17 protein-coding genes are annotated in these 12,949 nt (G+C 72.8%); 11 read left to right on the top strand and 6 right to left on the bottom strand.

The features are described from left to right. Positions 1-68: 68 nt before the first annotated feature. Positions 69-290, top strand: coding sequence for a DUF2188 domain-containing protein (locus tag ACERZO_RS03945; protein ID WP_372661762.1), 222 nt, complete (start codon positions 69-71; stop codon positions 288-290). Between the two features lie 138 nt (positions 291-428). Here the strand turns inward: ACERZO_RS03945 and ACERZO_RS03940 are convergent, their stop codons facing one another. Further along, positions 429-587, bottom strand: a complete 159-nt coding sequence (locus ACERZO_RS03940) for a hypothetical protein (RefSeq protein WP_372661760.1) — start codon at positions 585-587, stop codon at positions 429-431. Positions 588-728: 141 nt separating this feature from the next. On the opposite strand from ACERZO_RS03940, the gene ACERZO_RS03935 reads away from it, so the two are divergent. Then, positions 729-1,184, top strand: coding sequence for a DUF4383 domain-containing protein (locus ACERZO_RS03935; RefSeq protein ID WP_372661757.1), 456 nt, complete (start codon positions 729-731; stop codon positions 1,182-1,184). Between the two features lie 21 nt (positions 1,185-1,205). On the opposite strand, the gene ACERZO_RS03930 is transcribed toward ACERZO_RS03935, so the two are convergent. Together ACERZO_RS03930 and ACERZO_RS03925 are read right to left on the bottom strand one after the other, a co-directional pair. Beyond that, positions 1,206-1,847 carry a hypothetical protein gene (locus tag ACERZO_RS03930; protein ID WP_372661754.1) on the bottom strand — a complete coding sequence of 214 codons (642 nt, stop codon included), beginning with the start codon at positions 1,845-1,847 and terminating at the stop codon, positions 1,206-1,208. Further along, positions 1,844-1,966 carry a hypothetical protein gene (locus tag ACERZO_RS03925; RefSeq protein ID WP_372662976.1) on the bottom strand — a complete coding sequence of 41 codons (123 nt, stop codon included), beginning with the start codon at positions 1,964-1,966 and terminating at the stop codon, positions 1,844-1,846. Before ACERZO_RS03925 ends, ACERZO_RS03930 begins: the two co-directional genes overlap by 4 nt. A gap of 35 nt (positions 1,967-2,001) precedes the next feature. On the opposite strand from ACERZO_RS03925, the gene ACERZO_RS03920 reads away from it, so the two are divergent. Further along, positions 2,002-2,709 carry an HAD family hydrolase gene (locus ACERZO_RS03920; protein ID WP_372662941.1) on the top strand — a complete coding sequence of 236 codons (708 nt, stop codon included), beginning with the start codon at positions 2,002-2,004 and terminating at the stop codon, positions 2,707-2,709. On the opposite strand, the gene ACERZO_RS03915 is transcribed toward ACERZO_RS03920, so the two are convergent. After that, positions 2,702-3,319 (bottom strand): class I SAM-dependent methyltransferase, encoded by a 618-nt coding sequence (locus ACERZO_RS03915; RefSeq protein ID WP_372661751.1) that lies wholly within the window; start codon positions 3,317-3,319, stop codon positions 2,702-2,704. The two genes, ACERZO_RS03920 and ACERZO_RS03915, sit on opposite strands and share 8 nt — an antisense overlap. Before the next feature lie 57 nt (positions 3,320-3,376). Beyond that, positions 3,377-3,850 (bottom strand): carboxymuconolactone decarboxylase family protein, encoded by a 474-nt coding sequence (locus tag ACERZO_RS03910; protein WP_372661748.1) that lies wholly within the window; start codon positions 3,848-3,850, stop codon positions 3,377-3,379. A 151-nt stretch (positions 3,851-4,001) separates the two neighbouring features. On the opposite strand from ACERZO_RS03910, the gene ACERZO_RS03905 reads away from it, so the two are divergent. After that, positions 4,002-4,880 (top strand): RNA polymerase sigma-70 factor, encoded by an 879-nt coding sequence (locus tag ACERZO_RS03905; RefSeq protein ID WP_372661745.1) that lies wholly within the window; start codon positions 4,002-4,004, stop codon positions 4,878-4,880. Here ACERZO_RS03905 and ACERZO_RS03900 read toward each other — a convergent pair. Next, positions 4,877-6,205, bottom strand: coding sequence for an MFS transporter (locus tag ACERZO_RS03900; protein WP_372661741.1), 1,329 nt, complete (start codon positions 6,203-6,205; stop codon positions 4,877-4,879). The genes ACERZO_RS03905 and ACERZO_RS03900 overlap by 4 nt on opposite strands. A gap of 100 nt (positions 6,206-6,305) precedes the next feature. On the opposite strand from ACERZO_RS03900, the gene ACERZO_RS03895 reads away from it, so the two are divergent. Genes ACERZO_RS03895 through ACERZO_RS03865 form a run of 7 tightly spaced genes read left to right on the top strand, consistent with a single transcriptional unit; the run spans position 6,306 to position 12,949 of the window. Then, a complete protein-coding gene (locus ACERZO_RS03895; RefSeq protein WP_372661738.1) occupies positions 6,306-6,797 on the top strand; it encodes a MarR family winged helix-turn-helix transcriptional regulator in 492 nt (163 codons plus the stop codon). Positions 6,798-6,849: 52 nt separating this feature from the next. After that, positions 6,850-7,782: a hydroxymethylglutaryl-CoA lyase gene (locus ACERZO_RS03890; RefSeq protein WP_372661735.1), complete on the top strand. Its 933-nt coding sequence runs from the start codon at positions 6,850-6,852 to the stop codon at positions 7,780-7,782. After that, positions 7,779-8,498 carry an enoyl-CoA hydratase/isomerase family protein gene (locus ACERZO_RS03885; RefSeq protein ID WP_372661733.1) on the top strand — a complete coding sequence of 240 codons (720 nt, stop codon included), beginning with the start codon at positions 7,779-7,781 and terminating at the stop codon, positions 8,496-8,498. Before ACERZO_RS03890 ends, ACERZO_RS03885 begins: the two co-directional genes overlap by 4 nt. Further along, entirely contained in the window at positions 8,495-9,679 is a 1,185-nt protein-coding gene (locus ACERZO_RS03880) for a CaiB/BaiF CoA transferase family protein (RefSeq protein ID WP_372661730.1), read from the top strand. The genes ACERZO_RS03885 and ACERZO_RS03880 overlap by 4 nt, the downstream gene beginning before the upstream one ends. Then, the gene (locus ACERZO_RS03875) at positions 9,676-10,422 is read left to right on the top strand and encodes an enoyl-CoA hydratase/isomerase family protein (protein WP_372661727.1); all 747 of its coding nucleotides are present in this window, start codon (positions 9,676-9,678) and stop codon (positions 10,420-10,422) included. Before ACERZO_RS03880 ends, ACERZO_RS03875 begins: the two co-directional genes overlap by 4 nt. After that, complete coding sequence (locus ACERZO_RS03870) at positions 10,419-11,996, top strand: AMP-binding protein (RefSeq protein ID WP_372661725.1); 1,578 nt, start codon at positions 10,419-10,421, stop codon at positions 11,994-11,996. The genes ACERZO_RS03875 and ACERZO_RS03870 overlap by 4 nt, the downstream gene beginning before the upstream one ends. Next, a complete protein-coding gene (locus ACERZO_RS03865) occupies positions 11,993-12,949 on the top strand; it encodes an NAD(P)H-dependent flavin oxidoreductase (protein WP_372661722.1) in 957 nt (318 codons plus the stop codon). Before ACERZO_RS03870 ends, ACERZO_RS03865 begins: the two co-directional genes overlap by 4 nt.

Below are 12,949 nucleotides of genomic sequence, written 5' to 3'. Positions count from 1 at the left end.
TCTGGCGCAGTTGCCGAGCAGTGGCCGGCTCGGCAACCACAGGCACAGTGCGGACGGAGGCGGACGTCGTGGCCGAGGGTGACGTGCACACCTACTTCGAAGACGGGCTGTGGAAGAACCGCGTCGAAGGCGGCACCCGGGCGTCCAACACCTCACTCCGCCGGACCGACGCCGTGCTGTCCGGCCGGCTGATCGCGAAGAAGCGGCGCGTCGGGCACGTGGTCCACACACCCGAGGGCGACGTCGAGACCGAGCGCGACTACCGGCCGCGGGTGAAGCGTCCACAGTAGACGAAGGCCGGCCCCGCCCGGCGAAGGCTGGGAGTTACCTGCGAGCGGGAGCCGGTATCCGTTACAACGCAGGGGAAACGGCGGTGTTCCCCGACGTGACGCGGACCTCAGCGGCGGGACCGGTCGAACCGCCGACCGTCAGCCGGTGGGCATGCCGCCGTGGTCGGCGTCCTCCTCGTCGGTCGGCGCCGGGCCCGGCTCCTGGTCGCGGAACGTCGGTTCGGTGTGCTCGCCGCCGATGTCCGCGTCCTCTTCCATGCTTTCGGCAGTCACCGGGTCGATTTCGGGAGTGCTCATCGCTTCCTCCGATCGGGCGAAACCGGGGCATACCCGGCGGCCGGTGCGGCGAAACGCGTTTGCCGGGCCCCGCGCCGGGCATGCCGCCCCGGCGCGGGCCCCCGGCCGAGGGCCCGTCCCATCCGAATCGGAGGAACCACCATGGCATCGACGGAGACCGCCGTCCGGCGGACCCCGCGCCAGCTGCTCGCGGCGATCGTGGGAGTGGTTTTCCTGCTGGTCGGCGTGCTGGGGTTCATCCCCGGCGTGACGACGAACTACGACCTGCTCACCGGCGCCGGGCACCACTCCGGGGCGCTTCTGCTGGGGATCTTCACCGTCTCGATCCTGCACAACATCGTCCACCTGGCGTTCGGTGTCGCCGGGCTCGCGCTGGCGCGAACCCCGGGCGGCGCCAAGGCGTTCCTCGTCGGCGGCGGCGTGATCTACCTGGTGCTGTGGCTCTACGGACTGCTGATCGACCAGGACAGCGCGGCCAACTTCGTCCCGGTCAACACGGCCGACAACTGGCTGCACTTCGGCCTGGGCGTCGGCATGATCGCGCTCGGCCTGATCCCGTTGGGCGCGACGCGCGCCCCCATCGCCGACTCGCGGTGAACCGGACGGGCCGGGCGACCTTCACGGCCGCCCGGCCCGGCTGCCCGCGTAAGCCCGTTCCCGCACCCGCGCCAGCCATTCCGGCGCCGGTTCGAGACCGTCCGGACGGTGCCGCATCGGATCGAGCGCCGGCGCGTCACCCCCGACCTCCGGCAGGGTCAGCTCCGCGCTGTCGCACCAGCGCCCGTCCTCACGGCCGGTCCGCAGCACGAACCCCAGGCCGCCCGCCGCCACCACCGCCTCGAGCGACGCGTCCAGGCGCGGCGAATCCGCCGTTGCCCACGCCGCCGGCCAGATCAGCCGATCCGCGCGGCGGTAGGGCACCAGGCTGCTGTACGCGCCGCCGGTCCACGTCGCCGCCGGGCGGGGCAGCATCCGGCCGAGGTGGCCGCTGCCGGACGTCGTCAAGGTGAGGTCCCACGGCCCGCCGTCGCGGCCCGCGCCGGGGATCCGCACCGCCGGCCCGAGCGCGTCCGGCATCCGGCCCGGCGTGCCCGCGCCCTTGGACAGCCGCGCGACGACCGCCGTCGGCCCGGCCGGCCACGGCAGGTCGTCGTCGACCGCCCGCAGCTCGCCGCGCAGCACCAGCCCGGCCGGGTGGAACGCCCGGGCGCGGCGCAGGGCGACCGGCCCGCGGAAGCCGGCCGTCACCAGTCCGGTCAACGGTCTTCGGTCGCTTCGCGCTCAGCCGCCTCGCGCTGCTCCCCCGGCTCCAGCTCGTCGGTGCCGCCGAGCTCACGGTCCAGCTCGGTCGCGGCGTCGCGGTCGTCCGGCGTCGTCATGTGTAGGTCCTTCCACGTCGGGTACTCGCACGGCGATACCCGCCCGGAGCCCGCCGAAACCCGAGGAGACCACCATCGCCACCGCGGTCCTGTTCGACGTCGACGGCACGCTCGTCGACTCCAACTACCTCCACGTCCACGCCTGGCGGCGGGCTTTCCACGAGCTAGGCCGCGAAGTCGACTCGTGGCGCGTGCACCGCGCGATCGGCAAGGGCTCCGGCAAGCTGCTGAGCACCCTGCTGGGCGACGAGGACGCCGAGCGCGTCGGCGACGAGGCGAAGGACCTGCACAGCGGCTTCTACCTCGAGGACTCGGAGCTGCTTCGGCCGTTCGCCCAGGCCCCGGAGCTGGTGCGGGCGCTGGCCGCGAAGGGCGTGCGGGTGGTCCTGGCGACGTCGGCGGGTCCCGACGAGCTGGACGTCCTGCGCAAGACCCTCGGCGTCGACGACGTCGTCAAGGACATCGTCGCCGGCTCGGACGTCGAAGCGACGAAACCGGATCCGGAACCGGTGCGGGTGGCCCTCGAGAAGGCGGGTACGGCGCCGGAGGACACGATCTTCGTCGGCGACGCGGTCTGGGACGTCCGGGCCGCCACGAAGGCCGGCGTGCGCACGATCGGCGTGCTGTCGGGCGGGGTCGGCGCGGCGGAGCTGAAGGAGGCGGGCGCGATCGCGACGTACGACGACGTCGCCGCGCTGCTGGCCGACCTCGAGAAGAGCCCCCTGGCGGAGCTGTTCAGCTGACCTTGCGGGCCACCAGCCGTTCGACCAGCCCCAGTTTGAACCGTTCCCGCCGCTCGATCGAAATTCCGAGCACCTCCACCAGCTTCAGCGGGCGACGCCGGAAGTGCTCGCCCGCCAGCGGGACGCTCGCCAGCTCCACCAGCCACTGCGCCGCCCGGACGACGACGGACGAGCCCGCGACGTGGTCGACCAGGATCAGCCGCCCGCCCGGGCGCAGGACGCGGTGCAGCTGCGCCACCGCCGCCGCGGGGTCCGGGATCGCGCACAGCCCGAACGTGCACACCGCCGTGTCGAACGACGCGTCCGCGAACGGCAGCTCGTGCGCGCTGCCCTGCCGCAGCGTCACCTCGCGGCCCAGGTCGCGAGCGCGCGTGCGGGCGATCTCCAGCATCCCGGTGCTGAGGTCCAGGCCGGTGAGCGTCACCCCGGCCGGGTACCAGGGCAGGTTGAGCCCGGTGCCGACGGCGACCTCCAGCACCTCGCCGGTCGCCTGCCCGCAGGCCCACTCCCGGGAGTCGCCGAAGAGGCGGCGGTCCCAGACGCCCATCTCCGCGTCGTAGGTCGCCGACTTGCGGTCCCAGTACCGGTTCCACCGCTGCGCCTTCGTCATGTCCCCCAGCGAAGCACGAACCGGCCCGGGATCGGGTGCTCCCGGGCCGGAGCGGCGTCAGCCGAACATGCCGGGCTCGTAGGCGCCACCCCGCTGGTGCAGGATCACCGCGAGCCGGTTGGCCGAGTTCATCTGGGCCACCAGCGCGACCAGCGCCGCCGTCTGATCGTCGTCGAAGTGCTTGCGCACGCTCTCCCACGTGTCGTCGGAGACGCCCGGGGCGGCGTCGGCGAGCCGGGTGCCCTCCTCGGCCAGCGCCAGCGCGGCCCGCTCGGTCTCGGTGTAGACGGTGGCCTCGCGCCAGGCCGCGACGAGGTTGATCCGGACCGCGGGCTCCCCGGCGGCGGCCAGCTCCTTGGTGTGGATGTCGACGCACCAGCCGCAGCCGTTGATCTGGCTGACGCGCAGCGACACCAGCTCCTGCGTGACCTTCGGCAGCGGCGACTGGATGATCGCCAGGCTCGCGGTGCCGAAGCGCTTGGCGAACTTCGCGCCGATTTCGTTGTCGGTCAAGGTGAACCGGGGTTCCATGGTTCCTCACTTCGGGGTCGCGGAACGGTCGGCCAGGAGATGCCGGGCCACCCCGCGGCCGTGACACCGCCGGCGCGTGACGACGGTCACTGTCACACGGCGGCGCCGAGCGGCATCTGGTGGGAAACTCGACGCCGACTGAGGAGCCCCCATGGCCGACCCCGCGACCGAGGCGTTCCTCGCGCACCGGAACCTGCTGTTCACCGTCGCCTACCAGATGCTCGGCTCGGCCGCCGACGCCGAAGACGTCCTGCAGGAGACGTGGCTGCGCTGGGCGGGCGTGGACCGCGCCGCGGTGCGCGACGACCGGGCGTACCTGGTCCGGATCACGACGCGCCTGGCGCTGATGCGGCTGCGCACACTGGGCCGGCGCAAGGAGTCCTACGTCGGCCCGTGGCTGCCCGAGCCGCTGCTGACCGCACCGGACGTCGCCGAGGACGTCGAGCTGGCGGACAGCGTGTCGATGGCGATGCTGCTGGTGCTGGAGACGCTGACCCCGGCCGAGCGCGCGGTGTTCGTGCTGCGCGACGTGTTCGCCCTGGACTACGCCGAGATCGCCGAAGCCGTCGGCAAGCCCCCGGCGACGGTCCGTCAGATCGCCCACCGCGCCCGGTCCCACGTCGCCGCGCGCCGGCCCCGCGGCGACGTGTCCCCCGCAACGTCCCGGGACGCGCTGGTGGCGTTCCGGCGCGCGGTCGATACGGGCGACCTGCGGGAGCTGCTGGAAATCCTCGCGCCGGACGTGGTGTTCCTCGGCGACGGCGGCGGGGTGGTCCAGGCTGTTCTCGAACCGGTGGTCGGCGCTTCGGCGGTGGCCCGCCTGCTGACGGCCGGGGTCGGCAACTTCGCGACGGGATCCTTGACGGCGGCCCAGGTCAACGGCCACCCGGCGCTGGTCCTCCGCCGCGACGGCGAGGTCGACACGGTCCTGGCGCTGCGCGTCGACGACGGGCTCGTCACGGGCCTGTATGCGGTGCGCAACCCGGAGAAACTGTCGCGTTTGGACGAAGAGACACCGTTGCGGCGCTAGTCGTGCTTCTCCTTGAGGTCCTTGGCTTTCACCCCGACCAGCAGCACGACGACGGCGAGCAGCACGATCCCCGAGCTGATCACCAACCCCAGGGACAAACTCCCGGTGGCCGACTGGATGAACCCCAGCAACGACGGCGAAGCCGCCGCCGCGAACGAGCCCATCGACGTCACCACCGCGATGCCCGTCGCCGCCGCGCTTTCGCTCAGGTAGATCGACGGGATCGAATAGAACACCGTCAACCCCGAGTAGTGCGCCGCCGCCATCACCGCGAGGAGGACGACCACCACCAGGACGCTGCCGCCGGAGAACGCCAGTGCCAGCATCGCCACCGCCGCCACCAGCCAGCTGATCGCCGCGTGCCATCGGCGCTCCAGTGTCCGGTCGGAGTGGCGGCCGACCACCAGCATCACCGCGATGCCGAGCAGCGGCGGGATCGCCGAGAAGAACCCGAGGTTCAGCACGTCGCCGACACCGGCTTCGGCGATGATCCGCGGCGTCCAGTACGACACGGCGTTGGCCAGCGTGTAGGCCCCGCACGCGCACAGGCCCAGGATCCAGACCTTCGGGTCGCGCAACGCCGACAGCATGCCGCCGTGCCGGGCGGCGGGCTTCGCCGACCGCTCGGCCTCGAGGTCGGCCCGGACCAGCGCCTTCTGCGCCGGCGTCAGCCACTTCGCCTGCTCCGGCTCGTCCACGAGGAAGAACGCCACCAGCACCGCCAGCAGGATCGGCGGGATGCCCTCGATGAGGAACAGCCACTGCCAGTCGGCCAGGCCGGCGACGCCGCCGAGCGCGTGCATGATCCAGCCCGACACCAGCGAGCCGAGCACGCCGGACACCGGGACGCCGATGAAGAACACCGCGGTCATCCGCGTCCGGCGCGCGGACGGGAACCACCTCGACAGCAGGTAGAGCGCGCCCGGGAAGAAGCCCGCTTCGGCCACGCCGAGCAGGAAGCGGGCGACGTAAAACGTGAACTCGTCCTGCACGAACAGCGTCGCGATCGTGACGACGCCCCAGGTCGCCATGATCCGGACGAGCGTCTTGCGGGCCCCGATCCGGGCCAGCAGCGCGTTGCTGGGGACCTCGAAGAGGATGAACCCGACGAAGAACAGCGTGACGCCGAGCCCGTAGACCGCCGAGCCGAAGCCGAGGTCGCGCTTGAGGCCCTGCTGCGCGATGCCGATGTTCGTCCGGTCGATGAAGCTGACGACGTAGCAGACCACCAGCAGCGGCATGACCCGCAGCGCGATGGTCCGGTAGGTGGACGCGCGGCCGGCGACCGCGGGGGGCCGTCCGGTGACGGCGGGGTGTTCGGCCACGGCTACTCGACTCCTTCGTCAGGCGGGGCGTGCGGCGTCAGTCTCGACATCCGGTGTTGAGTTTGTCAACACCGGATCGGCAACGGCTACGATGACCGCCATGGCGGAACGCGCGGACGGCCGAGACCTGGTGCCCATCTCCGGACTCCTCTCCTACCGGCTCTCCCGCACGTCGTCGGCGATGTCGCGCAGCGCCGCGCTGCGCTACCGGCGGGAGTTCGACGTCAGCCTCGGCGAATGGCGCGCGATCTCGCTCATCGCCGCCGACCCCACCCTGACCCTCAACCGGCTCGCCCGCCGCGCGGGGCTGGACAAAGCGCAGATGAGCCGGGTGGTCACCCGGCTGACCGAGCGCGGGCTGGTCGACCGGACGGCCGGCTCGGGCCGCACCTCGCAGCTGGCCCTGACCACCGAAGGCACCCGCGTCTACCGGGGCCTGATCGCCGCGGCGAACGAGCGCGACGCCGAGTTCCTGGCCGCGCTGACCCCCGACGAGGCGGCCACCCTGAGCAGCGCCCTGGACAAGCTCGCCGACCTGGCGCTGGCCGTCGAGGAACGTGAGCGCGCCCACCCGGCCACCGACGACTGTTGACTTTATCAACAGGGCCGCGTAGTTCTGGAGCCACCGAACAGGAGGTGGCCCGATGCCCGACGCCGTCACGATCTGCGAGTGCTTCGCCCGCGACGGGCTGCAGCACGAGCCGGAGTTCGTGCCGACCGCGACGAAGGTCGCCCTGCTGGACGCCTTCGCGGACGCGGGGTTCCGGCGGATCGAGGCGACCAGCTACAGCCACCCGGAGCGGGTCCCCGGTTTCTCGGACGCGTCGGACGTCCTGACGCGGGTCCGCCGCCGCCCTGACGTCGCGTTCAAGGCGACCTGCCCGAACCCGCGCGCGGTACAGCGTGCGTTGGCCGATCTCGACGCCGGCCACGGCGCCGACGAGCTGAGCCTGCTGGTCTCGGCCACCGAGTCCCACACCGAACGCAACCTGCGGACGTCCAGAGCCGGGCAGTGGGAGCGCGTCGAGGAGATGGTCGCGCTGGCCGGCGGCCGGTTCACGCTGGTCGGGGTCGTCTCGGTGGCGTTCGGCTGCCCCTTCGAGGGCGCGGTCGACCCCGGCCGCGTCGCCGAGGACGTCGCCCGCTTCGCCGACCTCGGCGCCGACCTCGTCACCCTGGGCGACACGACCGGCGTCGCCACCCCGCCGTCCGTGCGCGCGCTGTTCAAGCGGCTCGAGCCACTGACCGTGCCGGTCGTCGCGCACTTCCACAACACCCGCGGCACCGGCGTCGCCAACGCCGTCGCGGCCCTCGACGCCGGGTGCCGCAGCTTCGACACCGCGATGGGCGGCGTCGGCGGCCATCCGTCGGCGATCCGGTACGGCGCCGGGCTCACCGGCAACGTCTGCACCGAGGACCTGGTGTCGCTCTTCGCCGCGATGGGCGTCGAGACCGGCCTCGACCTCGACCTGCTCGCCAAGGCCTCGGCCGCCTGCGAGGACGCGCTCGGCCGGCCGCTGCACAGCATGGTGGCCCGCGCCGGCTTCACCCCGACCCCGAACCAGGAGACCCCGTGACCGTCATCGCCGAGGACCACGGCCCCGTCCGCGTCCTGACGCTGAACCGGCCCGAAAAGCTCAACGCCCTCGACACGGCGCTGACCCGCGCGCTCAGCGAAGCGTTCGCCGCGGCCGACGCCGACCACGACGTCCGCGCGCTGGTGCTCACCGGCGCGGGACGCGGCTTCTGCGCCGGCGCCGACCTCGGCGAGTTCTCCTCGCTGACGCCGGACCACGCCGACGCCGTCCTCGAGCGGGCCGCGCTGACCGCGAAACTGCAGGTCCAGGCGCGGCAGCTGGGAATCCCCGTCGTCAGCGCCGTGCGCGGCGCGGCGGTGGGCGGCGGCGCGGGCTTGGCGATCGGCGCGGACATGGTCGTCGCCGGCACGGACCTGAAGTTCGGCTACCCCGAGCTGAAGCACTCGATCGTCCCGGCGCTGGTGATGACCGGGCTCGTCCAGCACCTCGGCCGCAAGCTCGCGTTCGAGCTGGTCAGCACCGGCCGGCTGCTCACCGCTGCCGAAGCCTTCGAGCACGGCCTGGTCAACCGGGTCGTCGCGCCTTCCGAAATCCTTCCCGCGGCCCTCGAGATCGCCGAACAGTGGGCGAAGGTCGAGCCGCGGGCGATCGCCGCCGCCAAGGACCTCCTCTACCGCGTCGCGGACCTGCCGACCGACGCCGCGATGCGCGCCGGCCAGGACGTCAACGCGCTGATGCGGGGGTTCCGCGCATGACCGGCCCGCTCACCGGAATCACCGTTCTGGACTTCTCCCGCGTCCTCGCCGCGCCCCTGGCCACCCAGGTCCTCGCCGAACTGGGCGCCACCGTCGTCAAGGTCGAGCGGCCGGGCTCCGGCGACGAAACCCGCGGCTTCGAACCCCGCCTGCCCCACGGCGAAAGCGCGTACTTCTTCGCGTTCAACCGGGGCAAGAAGTCCGTGACCCTGGATCTCAAGGATCCGCGCGGCCAAGAGGTGGCGCGACGGCTGGCGTCCCGGGCGGACGTCGTCGTCGAGAACTTCCTGCCCGGCGCAATGGATCGGCTGGGCCTCGGCTACGCGGACCTGGCGCGGCCGGACCTGGTCTACGTGTCCGCGACCGGGTTCGGGCAGACCGGGCCGGACCGCGACCGCAAGGGCTACGACACGGTCTTCCAGGCGCTGTCCGGCGTGATGGCGATGACCGGCGAGCCGGACGGGCCGCCGTCGAAGACCGGGATTCCCGTCGCGGACATGACGTCCGGGCTCTGGGTGGTCATCGCGGTGCTGTCCGGGCTGGCCGGGCGCGCGGCTTCGGGGCGGGGCCGCCACCTCGACGTGTCCATGATGGACGTCCAATTGAGCCTGCACGCGCTCAACGCGGCGCGGCTGTTCGCGCTCGGCGAGGACCCGGTGCGGACCGGCACCGAACACCCCGGGCGGGTGCCGTCGGCGGCGTTCCAGGCCGGCGACGGCGAATGGCTGCACATCAGCGGCAGCGACCAGCACTGGGGTCCTTTGTGCACGGTCCTGGGGCTCGACGACTTGGCCGCGGATCCGGTGCTGCAGGGCAATTCCGGTCGCGTCGAACACCGCGCCCGCGTCATGAAGGCGCTGCGCGGTGCCATCGCCCAGCACGACCGGGATCCGCTCGTGAAGGAGCTGCGCGCGGCCGACGTCCCGGCCGGCGCGGTCCGGTCCGTGCGGGAGGCGCTGGCCGATCCGCACGCCGTCGCGCGCGGGGTCGTCGGCGAGTTCACCCACCCCGTCGAGGGGCCGTTCCCGGCGCTGCGGACGCCGTTGCGCGAGACTGCCGGGGACGCCCCGGTGCCCGGCGTGCCGCCGCTGCTCGGCGCCGACACCGACGACGTCCTGGCGGAGCTGGGGCTCGCCCCGGCCGAAATCGAGGAGCTGCGCGCCGAAGGGGTGATCCGATGACCGAGCGCGTGTGCGTCTCCGTGGCGGACGGCGTCGCCCGGGTCGAGCTGGCCCGGCCCGAGGCCCGCAACGCCCTCGACCTGCCGATGTGCCACCAGCTGCGGGAAGCGTTCGAGTCGCTGCCCGACGACGTCCGCGTCGTGCTGCTGAGCGGGCGCGGGCCGGTGTTCTGCGCGGGCGCCGACCTCAAGGAGCGCACCGGCAAGGACGCCGCGTGGGTGCGGCGCCGGCGTCTCGCCTCCTTCGCCGCGTACGCCGCGATCGAGGCCTGCCCGGTGCCGGTCGTCGCCCTGGTGCAGGGCGCCGTCGTCGGTTCGGGCGGCGAGATCACCCTGGCCGCCGACTTCGCGCTGGCCGCCTCGGGAACGGTGTTCCGGTTCCCCGAGCCGCACTGGGGTACCGTCGGCGCGACCCAGCGCCTGCAGCGCGCCATCGGCAAGCGCCGGGCCAAGGAGCTGCTGTTCACCAACCGCGCGCTCGACGCCGCCGAGGCCGCCGACCTGGGCGTCGTCACCCGCGTCGTGCCGGCTCAGGAGTTGCTCGCCGCCGGCGACGAGACGGCCGCGAGCATCGCGAAGGCGCCGCCGCTGGCCATCGCGCTCACCAAGCGCGCGGTCGACCTCGGCTCGGAAACCGACCTGGACCGCGGGATCCGGATCGAGCTGGCGGCGATCGAACAGTGCCTCGCCGACGGCGGCTGGCGCGACGGCGTCGCCCGCTTCACCAACGGAGACCCACGATGACCGACCTCCGCACGGCCTGCCCCCTCACCACTCACGAGGCCCTCGCCCGCGCGGCCCTGCTCGCGCCGGATGTCGAAGCCGTCGTCACGGCTTCGGAGCGGATCACCTACGGCGAGCTGGCCGACCACGTTTCGCGGATCCGCGCCGGGCTCGCCGCCGCCGGCATCGGCCGCGGCGACCGCGTCGGCATCTGCCTCGGCAACGGGCCGGACTGGGTGGCGCTGTTCCTGGCGATCGGGGCGGCGGGCGCGGTCGCCGTGCCGGTCAACACCCGGTTCACCGCCGACGAAGTGCGCTACACCCTCGACCACGCCCGCGTGCGGACCCTGTTCGTCGCGTCCCGCGTGCTCAACGTGGACTTCGCGGCCATGTTGCGGGAACTCGACGTCTCATCGATTCCTTCGCTCGAGAAGGTCGTGGTGCTCGGCGACGACGTCCCTTCGTTCGCTGTTTCGTGGGACGACTTCCTGTCCGATTCGGACGTTCCGCCCGCGGTCGGTTCGCCGGACGACATCCTGCTGGTGCAGTACACGTCCGGGACGACGTCGCGGCCGAAGGGCGTCCTGCTCACCCACCGCAGCATGTGCGCGGACGCGTTCTTCTCCGGTGCGAGGATGGGGCTGCGGCCGGGCGACCGGTTCCACTCGGCGCGGCCGTTCTTCCACGTCGCCGGGAGCACGCTGTCGGTGCTGGCCTCGATCCAGCACGCGACGACGCTCGTGACGATGCCGAAGTTCGAGCCCGAAGAAGCGTTGCGGCTGCTGGAAACCGAGCGGTGCACGCACTTCTCCGGCAACGACACGATCGCGTTGCTCCTGCTCAACCATCCTTCACGGCCCCAGCGCCGGTTGGTGCTGCGCGGCGCGTGGGTGGCGGCGTCGCCGACCGTGATCCGGCGGGTGATCGACGAACTGGGCGCTGCGGAATGCGTTGCGGGATACGGGCTTTCCGAGGCGTCGCCGAACGTCGCGCAGTCGGCGTGGTGGGAGCCTCCGGAAGTCCGCGCGTCCGGCGCGATGGCCGTCCAGCCGGGGGTCGAGGTGCGGATCCGCGCGTTCGACGGCGACCGCGACTGCGGCCCCGGCGAGCCGGGCGCGGTGCTGGTGCGCGGCTGGAACGTCATGGTGGGCTACCTCGACGACCCGGTGAAGACAGCCGAGACGATCGACGCCGACGGCTGGCTGTCCACCGGCGACGTCGGCCTGCTCGATTCGTCCGGCCGGTTGCACTTCACCGGCCGCACCAAGGACATCATCCGCGTCGGCGGCGAGAACGTGGCGCCGGCGGACATCGAGGACACCCTGCACCGGCACCCGCTGGTCCGGCAAGCGGCCGTCGTCGGCGTCCCGGACGCGCGGCTGGTGGAGGTGCCGTTCGCCTTCGTCGTCTTGACTTCGCCCGAGATCACCGAGGCCGAACTGCTGGCCTGGGCGCGCGAGCGGATGGCGGGGTTCAAGGTGCCGCGGCACCTGCGGATCGTCGACGGCTTCGAGGACATCGGGATGACGGCCAGCTCGAAGGTGCAGAAGAACCGGCTGGCGACCCACGCGCGTTCCCTGCTGGAGCAGGCATGACGCGCATTTCGACGTCGGTGACCGAGTTGCTGGGGATCGACCTGCCGATCGTGCAGGCGGGCATGTCGTGGGCTTCGTCGAGTTCGGCGCTGCCCCTCGCCGTGTCGAACGCGGGCGGCCTCGGCGTGGTGGCGGCGGGCCCGATGCGGCTGTCCGATTTGGACTCCGTGTTGACGGAGGTGGCGGCGGGCACTTCGCGGCCGTGGGCGGTCAACTTGCCGTTGTACCGCGCCGGCGTCGACGAGGTGATGGACCTGGTGCTGCGGCACCGGCCGCCGGTGTTGATCGCGTCCCAGGGCGGGCCGCGGCGGTACCTGGCGCGGTTCCACGGCGTCGGGACGCGCTGCCTGCACGTGGTGGCCGGGGTTCCGCACGCGCTCAAGGCCGCCGCGGCCGGCGTCGACGGCGTGGTCGTCGTCGGCGCCGAGGCCGGCGGGCACCCGCCGCCCGCGATGGTGACGACTTCCGTGCTGGTCCGGGCGGTCGCGCGCGCGGTTTCGCTGCCGGTGATCGCTTCCGGTGGGATCGCGGACGGCGCCGGCCTGGCGGCGGTGCTGGCACTCGGCGCGGGCGCGGCCCAGTTCGGCACCCGATTCCTGGCCAGCACCGAGGCTTCCGTGCATCCGGCGTACAAGGAGGCGGTGGTTTCGTCCGATGTGGACGGCACCCGCACGGTGGGCCACGGCCTGGGCGTGATCCGTTCCCTGGCGAACGACTTCACCGAGCGGATGGCGTCCCTGGAGTCGTCGGGCGCGGAGGAAGCGTTGCGGCGCAAGACGTTCCAGGCATCGTCGCTGAAGGACGCGGCGCTGCACGGCGACGTCGTGGACGGCAAGGTCGAAGCGGGCCAGTCGGCCGGACTGGTCGACTCCGTGCTGCCCGCGGCCGAGATCGTGGCCCGGATCGTGCGGGAGTACCGGACGGCGCGCGCCGGCCTCCCGCCGATCACCTGA

The sequence above is a fragment of the Amycolatopsis kentuckyensis genome, from assembly GCF_041679295.1.
Taxonomy (GTDB): domain Bacteria; phylum Actinomycetota; class Actinomycetes; order Mycobacteriales; family Pseudonocardiaceae; genus Amycolatopsis; species Amycolatopsis kentuckyensis_A.
Note: the sequence above shows the minus strand (reverse complement) of the source record. Positions and strands in the feature narration are given on the sequence as shown.

Excerpts from the sequence above, each read along its gene's own strand:
- ACERZO_RS03905 (WP_372661745.1), top strand. The coding sequence starts at position 4,002 with ATGGCCGACCCCGCGACCGAGGCGTTCCTCGCGCACCGGAACCTGCTG.
- ACERZO_RS03940 (WP_372661760.1), bottom strand. The coding sequence starts at position 587 with ATGAGCACTCCCGAAATCGACCCGGTGACTGCCGAAAGCATGGAAGAG.
- ACERZO_RS03875 (WP_372661727.1), top strand. The coding sequence starts at position 9,676 with ATGACCGAGCGCGTGTGCGTCTCCGTGGCGGACGGCGTCGCCCGGGTC.
- ACERZO_RS03910 (WP_372661748.1), bottom strand. The coding sequence starts at position 3,850 with ATGGAACCCCGGTTCACCTTGACCGACAACGAAATCGGCGCGAAGTTC.
- ACERZO_RS03890 (WP_372661735.1), top strand. The coding sequence starts at position 6,850 with ATGCCCGACGCCGTCACGATCTGCGAGTGCTTCGCCCGCGACGGGCTG.
- ACERZO_RS03935 (WP_372661757.1), top strand. The coding sequence starts at position 729 with ATGGCATCGACGGAGACCGCCGTCCGGCGGACCCCGCGCCAGCTGCTC.
- ACERZO_RS03925 (WP_372662976.1), bottom strand. The coding sequence starts at position 1,966 with ATGACGACGCCGGACGACCGCGACGCCGCGACCGAGCTGGACCGTGAG.
- ACERZO_RS03865 (WP_372661722.1), top strand. The coding sequence starts at position 11,993 with ATGACGCGCATTTCGACGTCGGTGACCGAGTTGCTGGGGATCGACCTG.
- ACERZO_RS03870 (WP_372661725.1), top strand. The coding sequence starts at position 10,419 with ATGACCGACCTCCGCACGGCCTGCCCCCTCACCACTCACGAGGCCCTC.
- ACERZO_RS03915 (WP_372661751.1), bottom strand. The coding sequence starts at position 3,319 with ATGACGAAGGCGCAGCGGTGGAACCGGTACTGGGACCGCAAGTCGGCG.
- ACERZO_RS03880 (WP_372661730.1), top strand. The coding sequence starts at position 8,495 with ATGACCGGCCCGCTCACCGGAATCACCGTTCTGGACTTCTCCCGCGTC.
- ACERZO_RS03895 (WP_372661738.1), top strand. The coding sequence starts at position 6,306 with ATGGCGGAACGCGCGGACGGCCGAGACCTGGTGCCCATCTCCGGACTC.